This is a genomic window from Pontibacter cellulosilyticus, assembly GCF_014306105.1.
In the GTDB taxonomy this organism is placed as follows: domain Bacteria; phylum Bacteroidota; class Bacteroidia; order Cytophagales; family Hymenobacteraceae; genus Pontibacter; species Pontibacter cellulosilyticus.
Genome location: NZ_JACRVF010000001.1, coordinates 715,153 through 736,096, shown reverse-complemented (window position 1 = coordinate 736,096; position 20,944 = coordinate 715,153). Strand labels below are relative to the sequence as shown.

Below are 20,944 nucleotides of genomic sequence, written 5' to 3'. Positions count from 1 at the left end.
CGCTGCCAAAATTAATGGCCAACATATAATTTAATTTTTATAAGTTGATTGCATCCTGAGCCAGCTGCAATTAATGCTTTTAAAGCTGAAAAATGCACGCAATAATTGCACTAAAAATTGCACTGAAATTTTGGCCTTAGAACTAATGATTAATAAGCATTTCTTCTAAGTGCTTATAATTGATAAAGATAGGGGGTGTAATTTGACTATTGCAAGCATGTTTCTGGTGTGTTTATAGGTATTTATATAACATTTCTAAGTATTTAGTAGAAATTTGATTATAGCACTATAATATTAAATGTAAAGTGGGTATAGTTATATTTTTCTTAGGTGTAAAATTAATTGCTAAAATGTTTAGTATTTTGGTGCTGTATTCGTATCTTTACAAAAGAGGACTATAATATTTCCTTGTATTGTTCCTTATTAGCTAAAATCATTGGCAGATAATTGGTATGGTTACATCAAACATTAGGCATTTGCGCAAAAATGCCGGCTACACGCAAGCTCAACTTGCAGATAAATTAGATATAAAGCGATCGTTAGTAGGGGCTTATGAAGAGGGTAGGGCAGAGCCTAAATTGACTACTTTGGTAAATATTGCCAGATTGTTTGATATCACTCTTGATGATCTGATTACAAAAGACCTTTCTGATCCAACTGTTCAGAAACAGTCTGCTTCTTCTAATTCAGGTGGTAAGCTGAGGGTACTGGCTATTACTGTAGACGAGCAGCAACGAGAAAACATTGAGCTTGTACCTTATAAGGCAAGTGCCGGTTATCTTAATGGATATGCTGACTCTGAGTTTATTGAAGAGCTTCCTCGTTTCCAACTCCCTATGCTTGGCGCAGGGGGCACATACCGTGCATTCGAAATCAGCGGTGACTCTATGCTTCCGATAGCGTCTGGCGCTGTCATTGTAGGCCGGTTCGTAGAGGATTGGTCATCGGTTAAAGACGGTACGCCTTGTATAATTGTGAGCCAGAAAGAGGGTGTAGTATTCAAGCGTGTGTTTAATAAGATAAAAGATGCGTCGGTGCTTCGTCTGCACTCCGACAACCCTGTTTACTCGCCTTACGAAATTGGGGTGGAGGATGTGATCGAGATTTGGGAGGCTAAGTCTTATATCAGTTCTTCTTTTCCTATTGCAGATTTGTCATTGGATAAACTCTCTTCTATTGTACTCGATTTACAAAAGGAAGTACAAAAGCTTAAGAAAGCGGAATAGCGATATAATATATGTATAGTATAAAACACAAGGTCCTGCCATTGCGGCAGGACCTTGTGTTTTATAGCCCTGTTGCAGCCGTTAATGGCCTTAGTTTAACTAGCTAAATAGTTTATCCGTACAGCATAGCAATTACCATTGCCATTGTTTATTTAGATAAACTATACTCGAAAATGATAAAACTTATAACCGCTAAAGAGCGACACGAATCTAAGGTTGGTGATTGGCTCTCTTCTCATTACCTGTTCTCGTTTGCTGATTACTATGATCCGGCTAACGTTCAGTTTGGTCCGCTAAAGGTGTTTAATGATGATGTGATGCTGGGTAACTCAAAGTTGCCTGATCATCCTCATGCCGAGATGGAAGTGGTGACGGTAATGCTTGATGGCGAAATCACGCATAGAGACAGCCTCGGGAGCGAAACCAAATTAAAAGCAGGTGAGGTGCAGCGTATGTCTGCCGGTACCGGTATGTCCCATTCCGAAACAAACGAAGGTGACAGTACCGCGCATTTCTGCCAGCTGTGGTTTTTGCCTAATAAACGTGGGGTAGCGCCTGCCTACGAGCAAATGGCGTTGGATTTTATGGATAATAAGGATAGACTGACGCCATTAGTTACCGGCCAGCGCGTGCTGGAGAACGTGCTGTTTATGAATTCTAACTCAACAGTATACTACGGTAAGCTAAGCCAGGGTAACGACATAGACTTTAAAACTTTTAAGATAAGGAAGACACTTGTCTATATTATCAAGGGAAGTCTGCTTGTGAACAATGTTGAAATGGATCAGTTTGATCAACTGCGGCTAGAAGACCTTGATGTAGTAAGTTTGCACGGAGTTTCTGATGCTGAGTTTATACTTGTAGATGTCCCTGCTCTCGAGGTTAACTTCTAACTATCTACTCTATATTATATAGAGTAACTTCATTAATAAGTTGGTTACGCCCGGTACTTTATTAGTACATACTTTGGATGCCGGTGCTGACAAAATAGAAAAAGCCTGCTGGTGTAAACCAGCAGGCTTTTGTTTGTAGCGGGGAGCAGAATCGAACTGCCGACCTCAGGGTTATGAATCCTGCGCTCTAACCATCTGAGCTACCCCGCCGAATTGTGGTGCAAATATAGCTGTTTCAGTTTTAAATATGCAAGTGTTGTTTCAAAAAAAAATATTTTGTTTTTTAGATATATAAACAATCAGAAATAAGTACTATAATTACTCAGACACTTACATTACCTAGTTATGACGAGAGCTACCAAGACAAAGTTTGTTCGCGAATACCATATCAATGCATCTGCTAAACTTCTCTATCCATATCTAAGCACGCCAAGTGGTTTAGCCCAGTGGTTTTGCGACGATGTAATTGTTGACGAAGATAAAGTATACAACTTTATGTGGGACGGCCGTAGTCACTTCGCCGAGATGACGGGGCACCGCACAAATAAATCAGTTCGTTTTCTCTTTCTGAACGAGAGAAAGGCACATGTTACAGACAGCTCCTACATAGACTTCTCTATTGAATCAAGTGAGCTTACGCAAGAGCAGTTCCTTAAAATCGTAGACTATACCGATGAGGATGATGTGGAGGAACTTGAGGAACTTTGGGACAATCTGTTCCAGAATCTGAAGGAAATAGTAGGAGGGTAGTGCCTATACAATTCTATCTGCTTATCTTTGCACGATTTTTGGAAGCCACTTGTTCAATCAACATAAGCTGGCATTCAACTGCTATTTTGCCCTTTTTTGGCTCGCATGAAGAAACTAGATAAGCTAATAATCAGGTCATTCTTTGGCCCTTTCATACTTACGTTCGCTGTAGTTGAGTTTATACTTTTAACCCAGTATATGCTTAAATACTTAGATGAACTGGTGGGTAAGGATTTGGGTGCGAGCATATTCGGTGAACTCCTTTTTTATTTTAGCCTAAACATGGCTCCCGTGGCATTGCCACTTGCAGTGCTGCTATCATCCCTCATGACCTTTGGTACGATGGGTGAACACCATGAGCTTACCGCTATCAAAACCTCAGGCATTAACCTTACGCGCATTCTTCTTCCTGTTTTTTTACTTGTATCCGGCTTAACAGTTGGCGCGTTCTTCTTTAATAATATCATTGTACCTAAAGCTAATTTAAAGGCTTATAGCTTGCTTTGGGATATACGGCAGAAAAAGCCTGCTATGAATTTTAAAGAAGGTGCCTTTTATAATGGCCTGCCAGGTCTCAGTATCAAGATCAACGAGAAAGTGAACGATGAAGGCGCTATGAAAGACATCATGATCTATGATCATTCTAAAGGTGGGGCCAGCTCAAGGGTTATACTTGCTGATTCCGGTAGAATGTATACGGATTTTAATGATGCTTATCTGGTAATGGAGTTGTATGATGGAAACACTTATGTAGACGAGCAGTCGGGGGGGATAAGTCATTCAGACCAGCAGTTTATTCGGCAGGAGTTTGACGAAAGCAAAATTATTGTCAGCCTTGCGTCCTTTAATCTCGACAGAACCCGTGAGGAGCTTTTCTCTGACAATAAAATGATGAAGAATGTGGAGGAACTGCATGTTGTTACCGACTCCCTAAGAAACTTCGCCAGTAAAGAGAAAAGGTTATATGCCCCTAATGTAGATCCGTTCTTTATGTATTTTAAAGCCGATACAGGGCAGGTGAAGAATGGTTTGAAGATACAGGGGCCGATTTTAAACAAAGAGTTGCCTGAAATTAATGCAGATATAATGGCTCTGGCAACCAATAAGGCAAGAAATGTAAAAAGCTTTACTACCAGTTACCAAGAGCGTTTAACTTCCACCCTTCGCGATGCTAATAACTATGAGATTGAGATTTGGAGAAAGTATACCCAGTCTGCAGCCATACTTATTATGTTCCTTATTGGTGCGCCGCTGGGGGCAATTATAAAAAAAGGTGGCCTTGGTGTGCCTGTGATAGTTTCTATTGTCTTTTTCATCTCGATGTATGTGATGGCTATACTTGGTGAAAAGTGGGCGCGCGAAGGTTTGATACCGGTAGGTGCAGGTATGTGGGCAGCCAACATTATACTGTTGCCGATAGGGTTGTTCTTCTTATACCAAGCGCGTAACGACTCTAGCCTGCTGGAGGTAGACTTTTGGCGTAAGCTTATGGCCCGTATGCGCCGCAATAAGCTATAATGCTCAAAAAGAAGTATAGGTAAATTATTTTTTATTAAGATTAATTTTTATATCTTTGCGCCTTATACAGCAATCTTACGACGAATAAAAAAACAGATTGATATTTATTATACGCGATGAAATTAACTACTGAAGCGAAACAAGAAATTTTTGAAAAGCACGGCCTAGCTAAGTCTAAGACTGATACAGGTTCTCCAGAGGCTCAGATTGCGCTTTTCTCTAAGCGCATCAATGACCTGACAGATCACCTGAAGGTTCACAGAAAAGACTTCTCTACTCGTTTAGGTCTTTTGAAGCTAGTAGGTAAAAGAAGAAGACTTCTTAACTACCTTCAGAACAACGATATTGAAAGATACAGAGCAATTATTGCTGAGCTAGGTATCAGAAAATAAAACATTTGCATTAGGGAATTCACACAGGGGATTCCCTAATCTTTTTCTAAGTACCCCCACTTTCCTCCTTTTTGCCAGTACCCCTGCAGTGGCCGCAATGGGCAGCCCTGCTTTTTAGATGAACAAAATAATTGAAGATGTCTTATAACGCGATTAACAAAACCATTCTTCTTCCTGATGGCAGGGAGATCATAATTGAAACTGGTAAACTAGCCAAACAAGCCGACGGATCTGTAGTAGTTAAAATGGGTAACACCATGCTACTTGCTGCGGTGGTTTCGAACAAAGAAGCCCGTGAGGGAGTTGACTTCTTGCCTCTTTCTGTAGACTACCAGGAAAAATTTGCCTCTTCAGGTAAAATTCCAGGTGGCTTCCTGAAAAGAGAGGCAAGATTGTCTGATTATGAAGTATTAGTGTCTCGCTTGGTTGACCGTGTTTTGCGCCCGCTTTTCCCGGATGATTACCATGCTGAAACACAAATGACTATACACCTGATCTCTGCTGACACGGAGATCATGCCGGATGCTCTTGCTGCTCTAGCAGCTTCTGCAGCGCTGGCAGTTTCTGATATTCCATTCAATGGTCCTATCTCTGAGGTGCGCGTAGCACGTATTGATGGCCAGTTGGTTATTAACCCTACCGTTACAGACCTTCAGAGAGCTGACATCGACCTTATGGTTGGAGCCTCTATTGACAGCGTTGTGATGGTGGAAGGTGAAATGAACGAGGTTTCTGAAGCAGAAATGCTGGAGGCTATTTCATATGCTCACGAAGCAATCAAGTCACATTGCCAGGCTCAGTTAGAGTTGATGGAAATGGTTGGCAAGACAGTTAAGCGTGAGTACTCGCACGAAACGCATGACAATGATTTGCGCCAGAAAGTATACGATGCCACTTATGCAAAGGCATATGAAGTTGCCAAGAGAGGTAGCGACGTTAAGTCTGACCGTAAGGCTGGCTTCGGTGCCGTTCTTGATGAGTTCATAGCATCTCTTGGCGAAGACCATGAGTATGACTTGGGCCTTATCAAAACATACTACCACGATGTAGAGAAGGATGCTGTGCGCAACATGATCCTGAACGACAGAGTTCGTTTGGATGGCCGTGCGCTTGATCAGATCCGTCCTATCTGGTCTGAGATCAACTATTTGCCTGCTACACACGGTTCTGCTGTGTTTACACGCGGTGAAACGCAGTCTTTGACTACTGTAACGTTAGGTACTAAGCTTGACGAGCAGTTGATCGACAGCGCAATGGTATCTGGTACAAACAAATTCTTATTGCACTACAACTTCCCAGCTTTCTCTACAGGAGAGGTGAAGCCAAACAGAGGACCAGGACGTCGTGAGATCGGACACGGTAACCTTGCATTGCGTGCACTTAAGAAAGTTCTTCCGCCAGACACGGAGAATCCATATACTATCCGTATCGTCTCTGATATTCTAGAGTCAAACGGTTCTTCTTCTATGGCTACAGTATGTGCGGGTTCACTTGCACTAATGGATGCTGGTGTTCCTGTAAGGGGTGCCGTTTCAGGTATTGCAATGGGACTAATCACAGATGAGAAGACTGGCAAATTTGCCGTTCTTTCTGATATCTTGGGTGATGAAGACCACTTAGGTGACATGGACTTTAAAGTGGCTGGTACAAGAAACGGTATCACTGCTTGCCAGATGGACATTAAAGTACAGGGCTTGTCTTACGATGTGCTTAGCCAGGCACTTGCTCAGGCTAATGCTGGTCGTTTACACATCCTGAACGAAATGTCTAAGACTATTGCCGAGCCTAATGTTGATTACAAGCCACACACTCCGCGTTCATTTAACATGGTGATCGATAAAGAATTTATCGGTGCAGTTATCGGGCCAGGTGGTAAAGTAATCCAGCAGATCCAGAAAGACACTGGCGCTACGATCATTATCGAAGAGAAAAATGAGAAGGGCCATGTAAATATTTTCGCTAGCAACCAGGATGCTATGAACAGTGCTATATCTAAAATTAAAGGTATAGTAGCGCAGCCTGAGATCGGCGAAGTATATATCGGTAAAGTTAAGTCTATCCAGCCTTACGGTGCATTCGTTGAATTCATGCCTGGCAAAGATGGTTTACTTCATATCTCTGAAATTAAGCATGAGCGCCTTGAAACTATGGACGGTGTGCTTGAGATAGGAGAGGAAGTGAAAGTGAAACTGATCGATGTCGATAAGAAAACCGGTAAATTTAAACTTTCTCGCAAAGCAATATTGCCTAAGCCTGAGGCAACTCAGCAACAATAAATCTCTTTTTGAAACTCTTGGCGCCATAATTACATTAGTAAGGTGGCGTCAGGAGTTTTTTTTCTTAGCCCCGCATAGCCTACGTCTTGATTTTATTTAGAAGATGTAAGAACTTTGCGCGGTTTTTTGATGTTAAGTCACCGGGCCAAAAACCTTATTTATTTAAAATTTTTGCAATAACATTATACTCTGATGAGACAACTCAAGATAAGCAAACAGATTACCAACCGCGAAAGCCAGTCACTTGATAAATACTTACAGGAGATTGGTAAAGTAGATCTGCTTACTCCGGACGAAGAGGTGTCGCTGGCTCAGAGAATCAAAGAGGGAGATCAGTTTGCGCTTGAGAAGTTAACAAAAGCCAACCTGCGTTTCGTAGTTTCGGTGGCTAAGCAATATCAAAACCAAGGCCTATCATTGGGCGACCTTATTAACGAAGGAAACTTAGGTCTAATTAAAGCTGCCAAGCGTTTCGATGAAACACGTGGTTTTAAGTTTATCTCATATGCCGTTTGGTGGATCCGTCAGTCAATTCTGCAGGCTTTGGCCGAGCAGTCTCGTATTGTTCGTCTTCCGTTGAACCGTGTTGGTTCCCTTAACAAGATCTCAAAATCTTTCTCAGAACTTGAGCAGAAGTTTGAGCGTGAGCCATCGCCTGAAGAAATTGCCGAAGTATTGGAGCTAACTACCGCCGAGGTTGTAGATACACTGAAAATTTCAGGACGCCACGTGTCTGTTGATGCACCTTTTGTGCAGGGAGAAGAGAACCGTCTGCTAGACGTGCTAGAGAATGAAGATGAGGAGTCGCCGGATACTGGTTTGATGAACGACTCACTTCGCAAAGAGGTACAGCGTGCGCTTTCTACTTTAACAAAGCGCGAAGCCGATGTCATTACGTTATACTTTGGTCTTAACGGTGAGCACTCTCTAACGCTGGAAGAGATTGGAGAGAAGTTTAACCTTACTCGAGAGCGAGTACGTCAGATCAAAGAAAAAGCGATCAGAAGACTTCGCCATACATCAAGAAGTAAAGCGCTTAAGCCATACTTAGGCTAAAATACTAAACACTGTAATAGAGCCCTGTCAGAAATGACGGGGCTTTTTTATTAGGATTGCAGTGCAATTTGTAACCTTATTGGAGGCATAGGGGCAGAAATTTTGTATACTTGCATCCGAATTTCTTTCAGCATAATTATAAAATGGAAATAGAAAAAGTAAAGTGCCTTATTATTGGTTCAGGTCCTGCCGGTTATACAGCTGCGATCTACGCTTCAAGGGCCGGGTTAAACCCTGTGCTGTACCAGGGGCTGCAACCAGGCGGACAGCTAACTATAACCAATGATGTAGAGAATTATCCAGGATACCCTAAAGGAGTAATGGGCCCTGAGATGATGGAAGATTTTAAAATGCAGGCAGAGCGTTTCGGTACCGATGTTCGCTACGGCATTGCCACAGCCGTTGATTTTTCTTCTCAGCCGCATAAAGTAACCATCGATGATGAGAAGATTATCGAGGCCCATACGGTTATCATATCAACTGGCGCATCTGCTAAGTGGCTTGGCCTTGACTCTGAATCAAGGTTAAACGGTAATGGGGTTTCTGCTTGTGCGGTTTGTGACGGTTTCTTTTACCGTGGACAGGATGTTGCCATAGTTGGAGCCGGCGATACAGCTGCTGAAGAGGCAACTTATCTTGCAAATCTTTGCTCCAAAGTATATATGATTGTCCGCCGCGATGAGATGCGTGCCTCTACTATTATGCAGGAGCGCGTTAAAAAAACGAAGAATATCGAAATCCTGTGGAATTCTGTAACAGAGGAAATCTTAGGAAAGGATGTTGTAGAAGGAGTACGTATTAAGAATGTAGTTACCGGCGAAGCGAAAGAAATTCCTGTTCAAGGTTTCTTCGTTGCCATCGGTCATAAGCCTAACTCCGATATATTTAAAGATTTTCTTAACCTGGACGAGAACGGCTATATCCGTACCATACCTGGTACTTCTAAAACAAATATAGATGGGGTTTTTGCCTGCGGCGACGTACAGGATTTTACCTACAGGCAAGCAGTAACAGCTGCCGGATCTGGTTGTATGGCTGCCTTAGATGCAGAGCGCTATCTTGCTGCCAACGATTTGCACTAGATTTTACTCAATTTCCGCGCGGAATTGCACTTTAATTTTTAATCCGTTGTTGGAGCAGTTACAATAAAATGGCTGTGATGTAGTTTATCATGCGAAAGATATAAACGCACAGGCTAACTTTGATGTTATGTCAAAATTCAGTTTACCCTTATTCCTGGTACTTTTTTTATGCTGCTTTGTAGGTGGTGCAGATAGTGCATTGGCTCAAAGTAAAGTAAAGAAAGACCTGTTTAAAGCCAAGTCTCCAAAGATTCAGTATGTCCGTCCCGACACCACTATACTTATTAAGTATGATGAGTTTCCGGATGACAACTCTGATGCAGATAAATCTATTTTCTTCAATCCTAAGAAAGAACTCTCTATTGTAAGTGAGGATACCTCTGAGCTAGACCTTGGTGAACAGCATATTGTGGAGATGTCGGAAGAGGTGCTGGTTGACTCGACCTGGATTAAAATTGCAGGCTACTATTCTATATGGGATACGCGTAACATTAACCCGTACCGTATGGATGGCCGCCAGATGAAAGATACTGTAGACATTAAGCTTTATGACCCTCGCGGTAACCGGAATTATAAAATGCCACTTATTGAAACGCCTGTGACCAGCCATTTTGGTGCAAGGGGCGGCCGCTGGCACTACGGTACTGACATTGACTTAAATACTGGTGATTCTATTTTTGCTGCGTTTGATGGCGTTATACGAATAAATAAGTGGGATGGTGGCGGCTATGGCAACTACATTGTAGTGCGCCACTATAATGGCCTTGAAACACTTTATGGCCATATGAGTAAACCACTTGCACAAACAGGAAAGTTTGTAAAAGCAGGCGATCTGATTGGTTTAGGAGGAAGCACAGGTCGTAGCTCTGGTCCACATCTGCATTACGAGGTACGTTATCAAGGCAACCCGATAGATCCTGAAAACCTATATGATTTTCCTGATTACCTCTTAAAAGGAGAGAGCCTTACTATTACTTCAGCTTTGTTCAATTATTACAACCGGGCAAAAGGCAGCAGCAGTAGTGGCCGCAGAACCGCCTATCATACAGTACGTAGCGGTGACACGCTTTCAGGTATTGGTAAAAGGTATGGAGTTTCTGCATCGCAAATAGCCAAGCTTAACGGCATTAGTACTCGTACTACTTTAAGAGTTGGTAAAAAGCTTCGCATCAGATAAGCACCTATAAAAACTATGAAACTAGATATACTTGCCTTTGCTTCACACCCAGACGATATTGAACTTGGTTGTGCAGGTACTCTTATTGCGCATATAGCTCAGGGTAAAAAAGTAGGCATTGTAGACTTAACGCAAGGCGAGTTAGGCACACGTGGTACACCTGAAACCAGAATACAAGAGGCAGAGGATGCCAGCCGTATTATGGGGCTTTCTGCCCGTGAGAACCTTGGCTTTGCAGATGGCTTCTTTAAGAATGACAAAGAGCATCAAATGAAGGTGGTGGAGATGATCCGCAAGTATAAGCCGGAGCTTGTTATCATGAACGCTGTTTACGACCGTCATCCTGACCATAAACGTGGTTCTGACCTTGTTTCGGAGTCTTGCTTTAAAGCTGGTTTGAAGATGATCAAAACAGAGAGCGAAACAGGAGAGGAGCAGGAGGCCTGGAGACCTAAAGCAGTGTACCATTACATCCAGGATCGTTTCATAACTCCTGATGTGGTAGTAGATGTTACCGATTTTTGGGATAAGAAAATGGAGACGATCCGCGCCTTCAAATCTCAATTCTATAATCCAGACGATTCTTCACCAAACACCTACATCTCTTCTCCTGAGTTTCTGGATTTTATCGAAGCAAGGGCTAAAGAAATGGGGCACTCTATTGGTGTAACGTTTGGCGAAGGATTTACAAAAGAGCGGAACATTGGTGTTAAGAGCTTTTTTGACCTTATTTAAAGTATAGATTATTAACCTTTATTAGCTTTCAAGTATAAAAAGAAAGGGCGCCGTTTCATCGGTGCCCTTTCTTTTTATACTTGCTCCTGCACTAGCTATCTTGTCCTGTTTTTTCGCCAGTTAGAGGCATTGGAGTTGCTATGGTTTGAAGCGTTCTGGCTTATGGCATTTTTCCCTTTGCTGTCGTTTAGAAGCATAGCAGCCAGGGCCACGCCAATTTCCTCTGCTTCTACGTCTAGTCTAAGGTTTAAGACGTCCGGGGTATAGTAACGCTCAATAAACTTTGTATCGAAGTTGCCGCTCACAAAAGCCTCGTGCTGCAAAACATACTTGCCAAAAGGCAGGGTTGTCTCAATTCCTGTAATCTGGTACTCATCAATGGCACGTATCATCTTATCTATAGCTTCCTGACGGTCTTTGCCAAAGGTTACTAGTTTGGCTATCATTGGGTCATAATAGATCGGAATGTCCATGCCTTGCTCAAAGCCATCGTCAACCCGTACACCTAAGCCCTGTGGTCTTTTGTATGTTTCCAGCCTGCCGATATCAGGCAAGAAGTTATTGGTAGGGTCTTCTGCATAAACACGCAGCTCAAGCGCATGACCATTAATCTCCAGATCTTCTTGGGCAAAGCTTAATGGGTTACCTTCTGCTACAAGTATCTGTTCTTTTACGAGGTCTAAACCAGTGATTTGCTCTGTAACCGGGTGCTCTACCTGAAGACGGGTGTTCATCTCCAGGAAATAGAAGTTCAGATTTTCGTCAACCAGAAACTCTACTGTGCCGGCTCCTACGTAATCGCATGCTTTGGCAACGTCTACGGCACAGCGGCCCATTTCAGCTCGCAGTTCTGGTGTAAGTATAGCCGAAGGCGCTTCTTCAATTACCTTTTGGTGGCGGCGCTGAATAGAGCACTCACGCTCAAACAGGTGCAAAATGTTACCGTGGGTATCGCCAAGCACCTGTATCTCGATGTGGCGCGGAGAGCCGATATATTTCTCGATAAACACAGAACCATCACCAAAAGCAGATGTTGCCTCACTTACAGCTAACTGCATCTGTTCTTCAAATTGGCCCACATTCTCGACGATGCGCATACCTTTACCGCCGCCGCCTGCACTTGCTTTAATAAGTATAGGAAAACCTACTTGCTGTGCAATCTGCTTAGCTTCTTCTATATCGGTAATGGCCTCCTCTGTACCAGGTACCATAGGTATGTTATACTTGGCTACAGCAGCTTTTGCAGCAAGTTTGCTGCCCATCAGCTCAATGGCCTCAGGAGATGGACCAATAAAGATCAAACCGGCCTCTTTTACTTTCTGTGCAAATCCCGCGTTTTCAGACAAGAATCCATAACCTGGGTGGATCGCATCTACGCCAAGTTGTTTACAAACATCAATAATCACATCACCGCGCAGGTACGATTCACTTGATTTAGGGCCACCTACACACACGGCTTCGTCGGCAAAGCGTACATGGAGGGCGTTGCGGTCAGCTTCGCTGTATACGGCAACAGTTTTTATACCCATTTCTTTGGCTGTGCGCATCACTCGCAGGGCTATTTCACCTCTGTTGGCAACTAATATCTTGTTTATTTTTTTCATGCAGGGAGTTTTATCTTTCAGTCTCCAAAGAAAACGCTTTAAAGGCAAAGTTAAAAGCTGCATTCACAAAAAGGTGCTCAGGATATAGTATATATGCATTGTATATGATGTTCTAAAAGCATAAATTTGCGAAGCTTGTAGCTAACATTCTTTTATTGGGTGTAGCATGCATTTTTAAGTCTGAAATTATTCCGATAACCAAATTATTACACAAGTGGATTTATTTGAAAAGTTGTTGACCAACAGAGGTCCATTAGGAAGCCACTCTCATTATGCGCATGGCTATTTTACGTTTCCAAAGCTAGAAGGGGAGATTGCGCCACGCATGAAATTCAGGGGAAAAGAGGTGCTTACCTGGAGCTTAAACAACTATTTAGGTCTTGCCAACCACCCGGAGGTGCGTAAAGCGGATGCTGAAGCAGCCGCAGAGTGGGGTATGGCATACCCAATGGGTGCGCGTATCATGTCTGGTAACTCTAACCTGCACGAGCAGTTAGAGTCTGAGCTGGCTGAGTTTGTGCAGAAGCCGGATGCCTTACTGCTTAACTTCGGTTATCAGGGTGTAGTTTCTATTATTGATGCGCTGGTTGACAGACACGACGTAATTGTATATGACGCCGAGTCTCATGCATGTATTATTGACGGTGTCCGTCTGCACCAGGGTAAGCGCTTTGTGTATGGCCACAATGATATGGAGAGCCTGGAGAAGCAGTTAGAGCGTGCAACACGCTGGACTGAGAATACAGGTGGTGCTATACTTGTAATTACAGAGGGCGTTTTCGGTATGTCTGGTAAACTGGGCAGCCTGGACAAAGTAATAGCCCTTAAAGAGAAATTCAACTTTCGTTTATTTGTTGACGATGCACACGGTTTCGGTACAATGGGTACGACCGGTGCCGGTACAGGTGAGCACCTGAATTGCCAGGATGGCATCGATGTATACTTCTCAACGTTTGCCAAGTCTATGGCCAGCATTGGTGCTTTTGTTGCATCTAACGAGCAGGTGGTAGAGTATCTTCGCTATAACATGCGTTCGCAGATCTTCGCTAAGTCTTTACCAATGCCGCTGGTAGTTGGTGCCCTTAAGCGTTTAGAGTTGCTGCGTACTAAGCCTGAACTGAAAGACCAACTATGGACAGTGGTAAATGCATTGCAGTCTGGCTTGCGTGAGAAAGGCTTCAACATTGGTGGCACTGAGTCTCCGGTTACGCCAGTATTCCTGAACGGCCAGATTCCGGATGCTACACAGTTGACACTTGACCTGCGTGAGAACTATAACATTTTCTGCTCTATCGTGGTGTACCCGGTAGTACCAAAAGATGTGATCATGCTGCGCCTTATTCCTACGGCTGTCCATACCTTAGAAGACGTAGAAGAGACAATAAACGCCTTCGAGAAAATTGCACAAAAATTGGACAAAGGCTTGTATGCTAGTCCGGCAGTTACCGCTTAGCAGGCTGTAAAGGCATATATTAATATTTGCTAATTTTTGCTTGTTTGTAACAAATGTGTATATTAGAGCAGTAAAAACAATTGTTTCACTATAACAAATAGCTCTAATGAACAACAACTTTAGCAAACTGAGAGACCTAGTAATGTCGTTAGAATCTGATTTCGAAAAGTTCTATGACAAAGGTAACGCTGCTGCAGGTACTCGTGTACGTAAAGGCATGCAAGATCTGAAGAACATGGCGCAGGACATCCGTAAGGAAGTTCAGGACATGAAAAACAGCACTGCTGAGAAGAAATAAGCATCAGACAGACTGAAAGAAATAAAAAAGGTGACCTGAAAAGGCCACCTTTTTTATTTATACTTATTTGTAAATCAGCTATTTAACTGTAACAAGATAATAGTTCTTCTTGCCTTTCTGTACCACCAGGTGTTTTTGCTGCAATAACTCAAAGTTTACAGCCTCGTCTGGGCCGGCCACCTTCTGGCGGTTTATACTTACACCACCATTTTTGATCATGCGCTTGGCTTCACCTTTCGAATCGAAAATCTGGCCGCCTGTTACCTCCGACAATAAGTCTGTAACTGTACCGGCTGTTTCGAAGCTTTCTTTAGTGATTTCGATCTGCGGCACGCCTTCGAAAATAGAGAGCAGCGTATCTTCGTTTAAGCCCTTTAAGGTGTTAAAATCACCTTTTCCAAATAAAATTTCTGAGGCTTCTACAGCAGAATTATAATCTTCTTCGGAGTGCACACGAATTGTAACATCTTTAGCCAGGGCTTTCTGTAAAACCCTTAAATGAGGAGCCTGTTTGTGCTCTTCTGTCAATCGTGCAATTTCATCTTCGGGAAGCAAAGTATAAACCTTAATAAGCTTCTCAGCCTCCTCATCCGACAGGTTCAGCCAGAACTGGTAAAACTTGTAAGGAGAAGTAAAATTCGGATCGAGCCAAACGTTGCCACCTTCAGATTTTCCAAACTTCGTACCATCTGATTTGGTAACCAGTTTGCCCACTAATGCATAGGCTTTGCCACCGTCCATGCGGCGGATCAGTTCAGTGCCTGTGGTAATATTCCCCCACTGGTCAGATGCTCCCATCTGTAGTTTGGCACCTTTAGCCTTGTACAAGTGGAAGAAGTCGTAGCCCTGAATTAACTGGTATGCGAATTCTGTGTAAGACAATCCTTCGGCACGGTCGCCTTCCTCGTCAGCACTGATGCGTTTCTTCACAGAATCCTTGGCCATCATATAATTTACTGTGATGTGTTTGCCCACTTCACGTAAAAAGCCCAGGAAGCTGAAGTCTTTGAACCAGTCGTAGTTGTTCACGATCTCAGCTGAGTTAGCGCCGCAGTTAAAGTCTAGGAATTTCTCCAGCTGTGCTTTAATGCCTTCCTGGTTTGCGCGCAATGTTTCTTCATCCAGCAGGTTGCGCTCTGCAGACTTACCAGATGGGTCACCGATCATTCCTGTGGCACCGCCAACTAGAGCAACAGGCTTATGTCCTGCACGCTGCAGGTGTACCAAAAGCATAATGGTAGCAAGGTTGCCAATGTGCAGCGAACTTGCAGTAGGATCAAATCCAATGTAACCAGTAGTCATTTCGGCAGCCAGTTGTTCTTCTGTGCCCGGCATGAAGTCGTGGAGCATGCCTCTCCATCTCAATTCGTTAATAAGATTCATTTACACCAGTTTCGTCTGTTCAAGGCAAATATAAAAAAGAGTTAGCAGTTTAACTCAGACAAAAACCATCTGCAGCTATACTTTATACCACTTTAAACGTTGGTATACTTTACCTTTTTAAGTAGCAGATTAAACTAACAGCCAATGCAGGTGAATATAAGGGCAGCCACAGTTCACGATTTAAAAGCAGTGAAAGCTATAGACGAAACACTGTTCGGGGCTGAGACATACCCTTTGTTCGCCCTGAGGCAGTTGCTGGACATTACAAATGGACTGTTGTTGATAGCCGAAGAATCGGATAAAATTGCTGGCTATGCGATTGGCCACTACAATGCTGTGCAGGAGGAAGCCTGGTTTTTGTCTTTAGGCGTGCTGCCGGAGGTCAGGGGCCTGGGCATTGGGGAAAGCCTTACCAAAGGCCTTATCAATGCAGTAGAGCAACTCGGAGCGAAATGTATTTATTTAACAGTGCATCCGTCTAATATGGGTGGAATTCGGATATATGAAAAGCTTGGATTTGTGAAGGATAGTGCAGAAAATGATTATTACGGTGATGGATCTCCGAGGTTGATTATGGTTAAAACATCAGCCATTTGAATTAACGATATTGCATTTTGAATCCTTTAATTCTGTAATACCCGCTTTTATTTTCCTGCTGATACCTTAAATTTGTAGGAGAGGGGCTCTACTGCTCCTGTTATCAGCTTCCATACTTATACCCCATGTCGCAAACACCCGAAGGCATTTTAGAGCAACTTAAGCAAAGGCAATTTGCACCTGTATACTTTTTGCAGGGCGAAGAGTCGTTCTATATAGATTCCATAGCCGATTATATTGAAGAGCATGCACTACAGGAGCACGAAAAAGGCTTTAACCAGGTAGTAGTTTATGGCAAAGATGTAGATGTGGCCACTGTGCTGCTTCAAGCAAAGCGTTTCCCTATGATGTCGGACAGGTCGGTGGTGATAGTGAAGGAGGCGCAAAGTATACAGGACATAGAGAAGGAGGAAGGCATGAAGCAACTGGAAGCGTACCTGCAGAACCCGTTGCCATCAACTATACTTGTATTCTGCTTCAAACACAAAACCCTTGACGGACGTAAGAGCCTGGCAAAAGCAGTAAACAAACATGCCGTACTTCTCACCACTAAAAAGCTTTACGAAAACCAGGTGCCTGCATGGGTAACAGGGTATCTGAAGCAAAAAGGGGTAAGGGCAACGCCGCAGGCTGTTCAGCTCTTAAGCGAGTACATTGGCTCAGACCTGTCCAGGTTGGCAAATGAGATAGACAAACTGCTGATCAACCTGAAACCAGGCGCTACGATAGATGAAGGCGTGGTGCAGGAGAATGTGGGTATCAGTAAAGAGTATAACATCTTTGAACTGCAGGCCGCACTAATTGCCCGTGATGCCTTAAAGGCAAACCGCATTATCCATTACTTTGAGTCGAACCCGAAGAGCAACCCGCTTATTCCGAACCTCTCCATGCTTTTTAACTTTTTTACGAAGCTGCTTACGCTGCACACGCAGGCCGATAAGTCGGAAGCCGGGCTGAAGAAGAGCCTCGGACAGCAGGCTTGGAAGCTGAAAGAGTTTATGATAGCCCTGCGTGCCTACCCGCCGCAGCGCTGCATCGATATCATACATTATGTAAGGGTGGCCGACCTGCAGGTTAAAGGCATAACAGGAGGGGATATGTCGGAAGCAGATATTTTAAGGGAGTTGGTATTCAAGATACTGCATCCGGTGCCAAGGGCAATGGCTTCCTAGTTTGTAGAAAATTATCCTCTTCTGTGCAATATTTGGCATACTTATACTTTATATAGTTGTTCTGCCATACTTGTGTGCTAGGCACAGAAGAAAAGTACTAAATACGCGTCGGGCTACCGATTTTTTAGTAACTTTGAAAATACACTGTGTGCTTGTAGATCAAAGTTTTAACTGTAATTCAAGCATCTTCAACCTTCGAAGAATTAAACTTAGTTATCCCAATGGGTAATAAAAAACATATGAAATTAGCTTACAAAGTTGCGCTTGCTTCGGTGTTAGCCGGTGGTTCTCACGTGGTGGCAGCGCAGCATACTCAGGCCTTTACCTCCGACGAGCGTTTTTATTACGAAGGGGTAGAGCTTTTTGACCGTGCAAAGTATGGCGCTGCCCAGGAAGCATTCAGAAAGTATATTGACCTGATAGGCGATAATGCCAAAACTGCAGATGCGCAGTATTATTATGCGCTAAGCGGTTTATACCTGCTTCACCCGGATGCAGAGCAGCTGATACTAAACTTCGTAAAAACTTTCCCGACGCACCCTAAAACAGCGCTTGCCAATTACGAACTGGGGCTGTATTACTTTGAGCAGAAGAACTACAAGCGTGCTGCAGAACTGCTGCAACTGGCTCCAACGCATTTGCTAAGTATAAAGCAGAACAAAGAACTGGAGTTTAAACTGGGCTATTCATACTTTGCTACCAAGGATTTTGATAATGCCAAGATCTGGTTCGATAAGAACAAGTCTACAGGTTTTCGGGAGGATGAGCACCGCTTTGCTTATGCCTCCAGTTACTATGCCGGTTATATCGCTTACCGCAAAGGAGATTACGCTGCTGCCAAGGCTGATTTGAAGGTAGCCGAGAAAAATGAGGCCTATGCCAAAATCGTTCCTTACATGATCACGGAGATCCTGTACAAAGAGAACGATATCTATGAGGTGATCCGCTACGGTGAGGCAGCCCTTGCAAAGAAACCGGCAGTACAGCAGGCCGATGAGATTGCTTTGCTTGTAGGTGACGCCTATTACCAGAAGGCAGACTATAAAACTGCCGACAAGTATTTTGATCAGTATGCAGCTGGCAAAAAGACACTGGACCCTGTGGTACAGTACAAGATCGCTTTCACGGATTACAAGAACAACAACTTTAAGGATGCTATTGCCAACTTTAAGGCAGTAGCGCTTAAAAAGGATGCGCTTGGCCAGAATGCTGCCTACTACCTTGGTCTGAGCTACTTAAAGGAAAACAACAAGCAGTTTGCTTTAACTGCCTTTGACCAAGCCAGAAAGAACGATCATGATAAAGATGTTACAGAGGCGGCTACACTGAAGTATGCGCAGGTAAGCTATGAACTTGGCAACTTTAGAGAGGTTATTAACTCGCTTGCTGATTTCAATAAAAATTACCCTAACTCTGAGCAGGCCGAAGAAGCTGATAAACTTTTAAGCGAGTCATACTTTGGTTCTAACAACTATGCTGATGCTATTCGCCATATAGAGAGCTTAGAGAAGAAGAGCTGGCGCATATTGCAGACATACCAGCGTGTAACCTATCATCATGCCGTTAATCTTTTCAATGATGCGAAGTTTCCGGCAGCTGTAGCCATGCTCGATAAGTCATTGCAATACCCATACGATAAGGATGTGACTGCTGCCAGCCACTTTGTAAAGGGCGAGGCATACTCCATCGGTCAGCGTTACGAGGATGCGATTAATAGCTATGGCGCCGTATTCCGCACAAATCAGAATTCAAAAGAGGATTACTATACCAAGTCGCGTTACGGCATTGGCTATGCCTACTACAACACCAAGCAGTACGACAAAGCCATGACGCACTTCAGGGCGTACCTGGATGCCATTAAGCCAAGCAACCCAAACTACAACGATGCTACGCTGCGACTGGCTGATACATATTATGTAAACAAGAACTACAACGAAGCGCTTAAACTGTATGAGCGCGTGTTGTCCTCTAGCTCACCCGACCGTGACTATGCCTTGTTTCAGAAAGGCGTAATTAACAGTATTACTGGGCGTAACGATAGAGCTATTGAAGCTTTGGAAGAAGTTATCAGGAAGTTCCCGCAGTCGCGCTACGCAGATGCAGCACAGTACCAGCGCTCCTTGATAGACTTCGAGGCAGGTAATTACCAGGCAGCTGTAAAAGGCTTTACAACGCTAATCAACAACATGCCTAATAGCAGACTGGTGCCTAATGCGCTTCAAAAGCGCGGTATTGCTTACTCTAACCTGGGGCAGAACAACCTGGCGATTGCCGATCAGCAGCGCGTGCTTAACGAGTATCCTAATTCTAAAATAGCCAGCGGGGCACTTTACAGCTTACAAGAGGTGTTGGGAGCAGAGAACCGCACGAGCGAGTTTGATACATACTTAGAGAAGTATAAATCTGCGAACCCCGAAAGCGATGCATTGGAAAGTATAGAGTTTAACGCAGCCAAGAACTTATACTTCGCTCAAAACTATGAGCAGTCTATTCCTAAGTTTGAGAAATTCATTGTTTCTTATCCGAAGAGCTCATTCGCACCTGATGCGCGTTACTTCCTGGCAGATGCTTACCTGCGCATGAACCGCATGGAGCAGGGCCTGCAGCGCATGAAGGAGGTAATCACTGAGAACAAGTCAGAGTATGTGAACCGTGGTATTCAGCGTGTAGCAGACATAGAGTTTGAGGCAAAGAACTATGCTGAGGCCATTAAATACTACAGCCGCCTGCGCGACCTTGCATCTAACCGCAAAGAGCAGCAGACTGCGTTGATGGGCTTAATGAAGAGTTACTTCAGCACCAACGACTTTGCCGGTACAAAACGTGTGGCTGGGGAGTTGATCAGCCAGGGCAATGCTTCGCTGAACGCCTACAATACAGCTTTACTATACAGGGGCAAATCTACCTATGCGCAGGGCAACCTGGATCAGGCTTTAAGCGAACTGCGCGAAACAGCCAAGGAGGCATCTGATGTGCATGGGGCAGAAGCGCAGTACCTGGTGGCTGAGATCCTTTACAAGCAGAAAAAGTATAAGGAAGCGCTTGATGTGGCCTTTGACTTTAACAACAAGTTCTCCAGCTACGATTACTGGTTAGGTAAAACTTTCCTTTTAATCGCTGATATCTATGCTGCCCAGGGCGAAATGTTCCAGGCTACTTCAACGCTAAATTCTATCATTGAAAATGCGCCTAATAAAGAGATTGTAGATGAGGCAAAGCAGAAGCTGGCTAAACTGGAAGGTAAAGCAGCCCCGGCAAAGCAACAGCAACAGCAGGTGCCGGCTAACGATACTACAGGCCAGCAGTAACAGGAGCATCTTAATCAGATTACC

The 20,944-nt window shown here is 43.7% G+C and carries 17 protein-coding genes and 1 tRNA gene; 15 read left to right on the top strand and 3 right to left on the bottom strand.

The window, feature by feature from the left end:
- The first annotated feature begins 446 nt into the window (after window positions 1-446).
- Both H8S84_RS03220 and H8S84_RS03215 read left to right on the top strand, forming a co-directional pair.
- Window positions 447-1,226, top strand: a complete 780-nt coding sequence (locus H8S84_RS03220) for a helix-turn-helix domain-containing protein (RefSeq protein ID WP_187066651.1) — start codon at window positions 447-449, stop codon at window positions 1,224-1,226.
- 173 nt (window positions 1,227-1,399) lie between these two features.
- On the top strand, window positions 1,400-2,119 hold the full coding sequence (locus H8S84_RS03215; RefSeq protein WP_187065823.1) for a pirin family protein: 720 nt from the start codon (window positions 1,400-1,402) through the stop codon (window positions 2,117-2,119).
- Between the two features lie 136 nt (window positions 2,120-2,255).
- Here H8S84_RS03215 and H8S84_RS03210 read toward each other — a convergent pair.
- Window positions 2,256-2,329: transfer RNA gene (locus tag H8S84_RS03210), tRNA-Met, on the bottom strand.
- 135 nt (window positions 2,330-2,464) lie between these two features.
- Here H8S84_RS03210 and H8S84_RS03205 point away from each other — a divergent pair.
- The 8 genes from H8S84_RS03205 (at window position 2,465) to bshB1 (ending at window position 11,105) form a co-directional block, all read left to right on the top strand.
- A complete protein-coding gene (locus tag H8S84_RS03205; protein ID WP_187065822.1) occupies window positions 2,465-2,869 on the top strand; it encodes an START-like domain-containing protein in 405 nt (134 codons plus the stop codon).
- A 105-nt stretch (window positions 2,870-2,974) separates the two neighbouring features.
- Window positions 2,975-4,387 (top strand): LptF/LptG family permease, encoded by a 1,413-nt coding sequence (locus H8S84_RS03200; protein ID WP_187065821.1) that lies wholly within the window; start codon window positions 2,975-2,977, stop codon window positions 4,385-4,387.
- Between the two features lie 116 nt (window positions 4,388-4,503).
- Window positions 4,504-4,779, top strand: coding sequence for a 30S ribosomal protein S15 (rpsO, locus tag H8S84_RS03195; protein ID WP_187065820.1), 276 nt, complete (start codon window positions 4,504-4,506; stop codon window positions 4,777-4,779).
- 137 nt (window positions 4,780-4,916) lie between these two features.
- Window positions 4,917-7,055 (top strand): polyribonucleotide nucleotidyltransferase, encoded by a 2,139-nt coding sequence (gene pnp / locus H8S84_RS03190; RefSeq protein ID WP_187065819.1) that lies wholly within the window; start codon window positions 4,917-4,919, stop codon window positions 7,053-7,055.
- Window positions 7,056-7,247: 192 nt separating this feature from the next.
- Window positions 7,248-8,111: a sigma-70 family RNA polymerase sigma factor gene (locus H8S84_RS03185; RefSeq protein ID WP_007656436.1), complete on the top strand. Its 864-nt coding sequence runs from the start codon at window positions 7,248-7,250 to the stop codon at window positions 8,109-8,111.
- Window positions 8,112-8,254: 143 nt separating this feature from the next.
- The gene (gene trxB, locus H8S84_RS03180) at window positions 8,255-9,193 is read left to right on the top strand and encodes a thioredoxin-disulfide reductase (RefSeq protein ID WP_187065818.1); all 939 of its coding nucleotides are present in this window, start codon (window positions 8,255-8,257) and stop codon (window positions 9,191-9,193) included.
- A gap of 127 nt (window positions 9,194-9,320) precedes the next feature.
- Complete coding sequence (locus H8S84_RS03175; protein ID WP_222621560.1) at window positions 9,321-10,370, top strand: M23 family metallopeptidase; 1,050 nt, start codon at window positions 9,321-9,323, stop codon at window positions 10,368-10,370.
- A gap of 15 nt (window positions 10,371-10,385) precedes the next feature.
- The gene (gene bshB1, locus H8S84_RS03170; RefSeq protein WP_187065817.1) at window positions 10,386-11,105 is read left to right on the top strand and encodes a bacillithiol biosynthesis deacetylase BshB1; all 720 of its coding nucleotides are present in this window, start codon (window positions 10,386-10,388) and stop codon (window positions 11,103-11,105) included.
- Between the two features lie 95 nt (window positions 11,106-11,200).
- Here bshB1 and accC read toward each other — a convergent pair whose 3' ends face one another.
- The gene (gene accC / locus H8S84_RS03165) at window positions 11,201-12,709 is read right to left on the bottom strand and encodes an acetyl-CoA carboxylase biotin carboxylase subunit (RefSeq protein WP_187065816.1); all 1,509 of its coding nucleotides are present in this window, start codon (window positions 12,707-12,709) and stop codon (window positions 11,201-11,203) included.
- 214 nt (window positions 12,710-12,923) lie between these two features.
- Between accC and H8S84_RS03160 the strand changes: the two genes are divergently transcribed.
- A complete protein-coding gene (locus tag H8S84_RS03160; protein ID WP_187065815.1) occupies window positions 12,924-14,162 on the top strand; it encodes an aminotransferase class I/II-fold pyridoxal phosphate-dependent enzyme in 1,239 nt (412 codons plus the stop codon).
- A 106-nt stretch (window positions 14,163-14,268) separates the two neighbouring features.
- Complete coding sequence (locus H8S84_RS03155) at window positions 14,269-14,460, top strand: histone H1 (RefSeq protein ID WP_187065814.1); 192 nt, start codon at window positions 14,269-14,271, stop codon at window positions 14,458-14,460.
- 78 nt (window positions 14,461-14,538) lie between these two features.
- Here H8S84_RS03155 and tyrS read toward each other — a convergent pair whose 3' ends face one another.
- Complete coding sequence (gene tyrS, locus H8S84_RS03150; RefSeq protein ID WP_187065813.1) at window positions 14,539-15,843, bottom strand: tyrosine--tRNA ligase; 1,305 nt, start codon at window positions 15,841-15,843, stop codon at window positions 14,539-14,541.
- 144 nt (window positions 15,844-15,987) lie between these two features.
- On the opposite strand from tyrS, the gene H8S84_RS03145 reads away from it, so the two are divergent.
- The 3 genes from H8S84_RS03145 to H8S84_RS03135 all read left to right on the top strand — a co-directional run bounded on the left by H8S84_RS03145 (window position 15,988) and on the right by H8S84_RS03135 (window position 20,920).
- Window positions 15,988-16,440 carry a GNAT family N-acetyltransferase gene (locus H8S84_RS03145; protein ID WP_187065812.1) on the top strand — a complete coding sequence of 151 codons (453 nt, stop codon included), beginning with the start codon at window positions 15,988-15,990 and terminating at the stop codon, window positions 16,438-16,440.
- Between the two features lie 125 nt (window positions 16,441-16,565).
- The gene (gene holA, locus H8S84_RS03140) at window positions 16,566-17,612 is read left to right on the top strand and encodes a DNA polymerase III subunit delta (protein WP_187065811.1); all 1,047 of its coding nucleotides are present in this window, start codon (window positions 16,566-16,568) and stop codon (window positions 17,610-17,612) included.
- Between the two features lie 239 nt (window positions 17,613-17,851).
- Window positions 17,852-20,920 carry a tetratricopeptide repeat protein gene (locus tag H8S84_RS03135; RefSeq protein WP_187065810.1) on the top strand — a complete coding sequence of 1,023 codons (3,069 nt, stop codon included), beginning with the start codon at window positions 17,852-17,854 and terminating at the stop codon, window positions 20,918-20,920.
- Window positions 20,921-20,944: the final 24 nt, after the last annotated feature.

Bases quoted from the DNA above. Each gene is read 5' to 3' on its own strand.
- bshB1 (WP_187065817.1), top strand. From the start codon at position 10,386: ATGAAACTAGATATACTTGCCTTTGCTTCACACCCAGACGATATTGAA.
- pnp (WP_187065819.1), top strand. From the start codon at position 4,917: ATGTCTTATAACGCGATTAACAAAACCATTCTTCTTCCTGATGGCAGG.
- holA (WP_187065811.1), top strand. From the start codon at position 16,566: ATGTCGCAAACACCCGAAGGCATTTTAGAGCAACTTAAGCAAAGGCAA.
- H8S84_RS03175 (WP_222621560.1), top strand. From the start codon at position 9,321: ATGTCAAAATTCAGTTTACCCTTATTCCTGGTACTTTTTTTATGCTGC.
- H8S84_RS03135 (WP_187065810.1), top strand. From the start codon at position 17,852: ATGAAATTAGCTTACAAAGTTGCGCTTGCTTCGGTGTTAGCCGGTGGT.
- H8S84_RS03205 (WP_187065822.1), top strand. From the start codon at position 2,465: ATGACGAGAGCTACCAAGACAAAGTTTGTTCGCGAATACCATATCAAT.
- rpsO (WP_187065820.1), top strand. From the start codon at position 4,504: ATGAAATTAACTACTGAAGCGAAACAAGAAATTTTTGAAAAGCACGGC.
- accC (WP_187065816.1), bottom strand. From the start codon at position 12,709: ATGAAAAAAATAAACAAGATATTAGTTGCCAACAGAGGTGAAATAGCC.
- tyrS (WP_187065813.1), bottom strand. From the start codon at position 15,843: ATGAATCTTATTAACGAATTGAGATGGAGAGGCATGCTCCACGACTTC.
- H8S84_RS03185 (WP_007656436.1), top strand. From the start codon at position 7,248: ATGAGACAACTCAAGATAAGCAAACAGATTACCAACCGCGAAAGCCAG.
- trxB (WP_187065818.1), top strand. From the start codon at position 8,255: ATGGAAATAGAAAAAGTAAAGTGCCTTATTATTGGTTCAGGTCCTGCC.
- H8S84_RS03200 (WP_187065821.1), top strand. From the start codon at position 2,975: ATGAAGAAACTAGATAAGCTAATAATCAGGTCATTCTTTGGCCCTTTC.
- H8S84_RS03155 (WP_187065814.1), top strand. From the start codon at position 14,269: ATGAACAACAACTTTAGCAAACTGAGAGACCTAGTAATGTCGTTAGAA.
- H8S84_RS03215 (WP_187065823.1), top strand. From the start codon at position 1,400: ATGATAAAACTTATAACCGCTAAAGAGCGACACGAATCTAAGGTTGGT.
- H8S84_RS03145 (WP_187065812.1), top strand. From the start codon at position 15,988: ATGCAGGTGAATATAAGGGCAGCCACAGTTCACGATTTAAAAGCAGTG.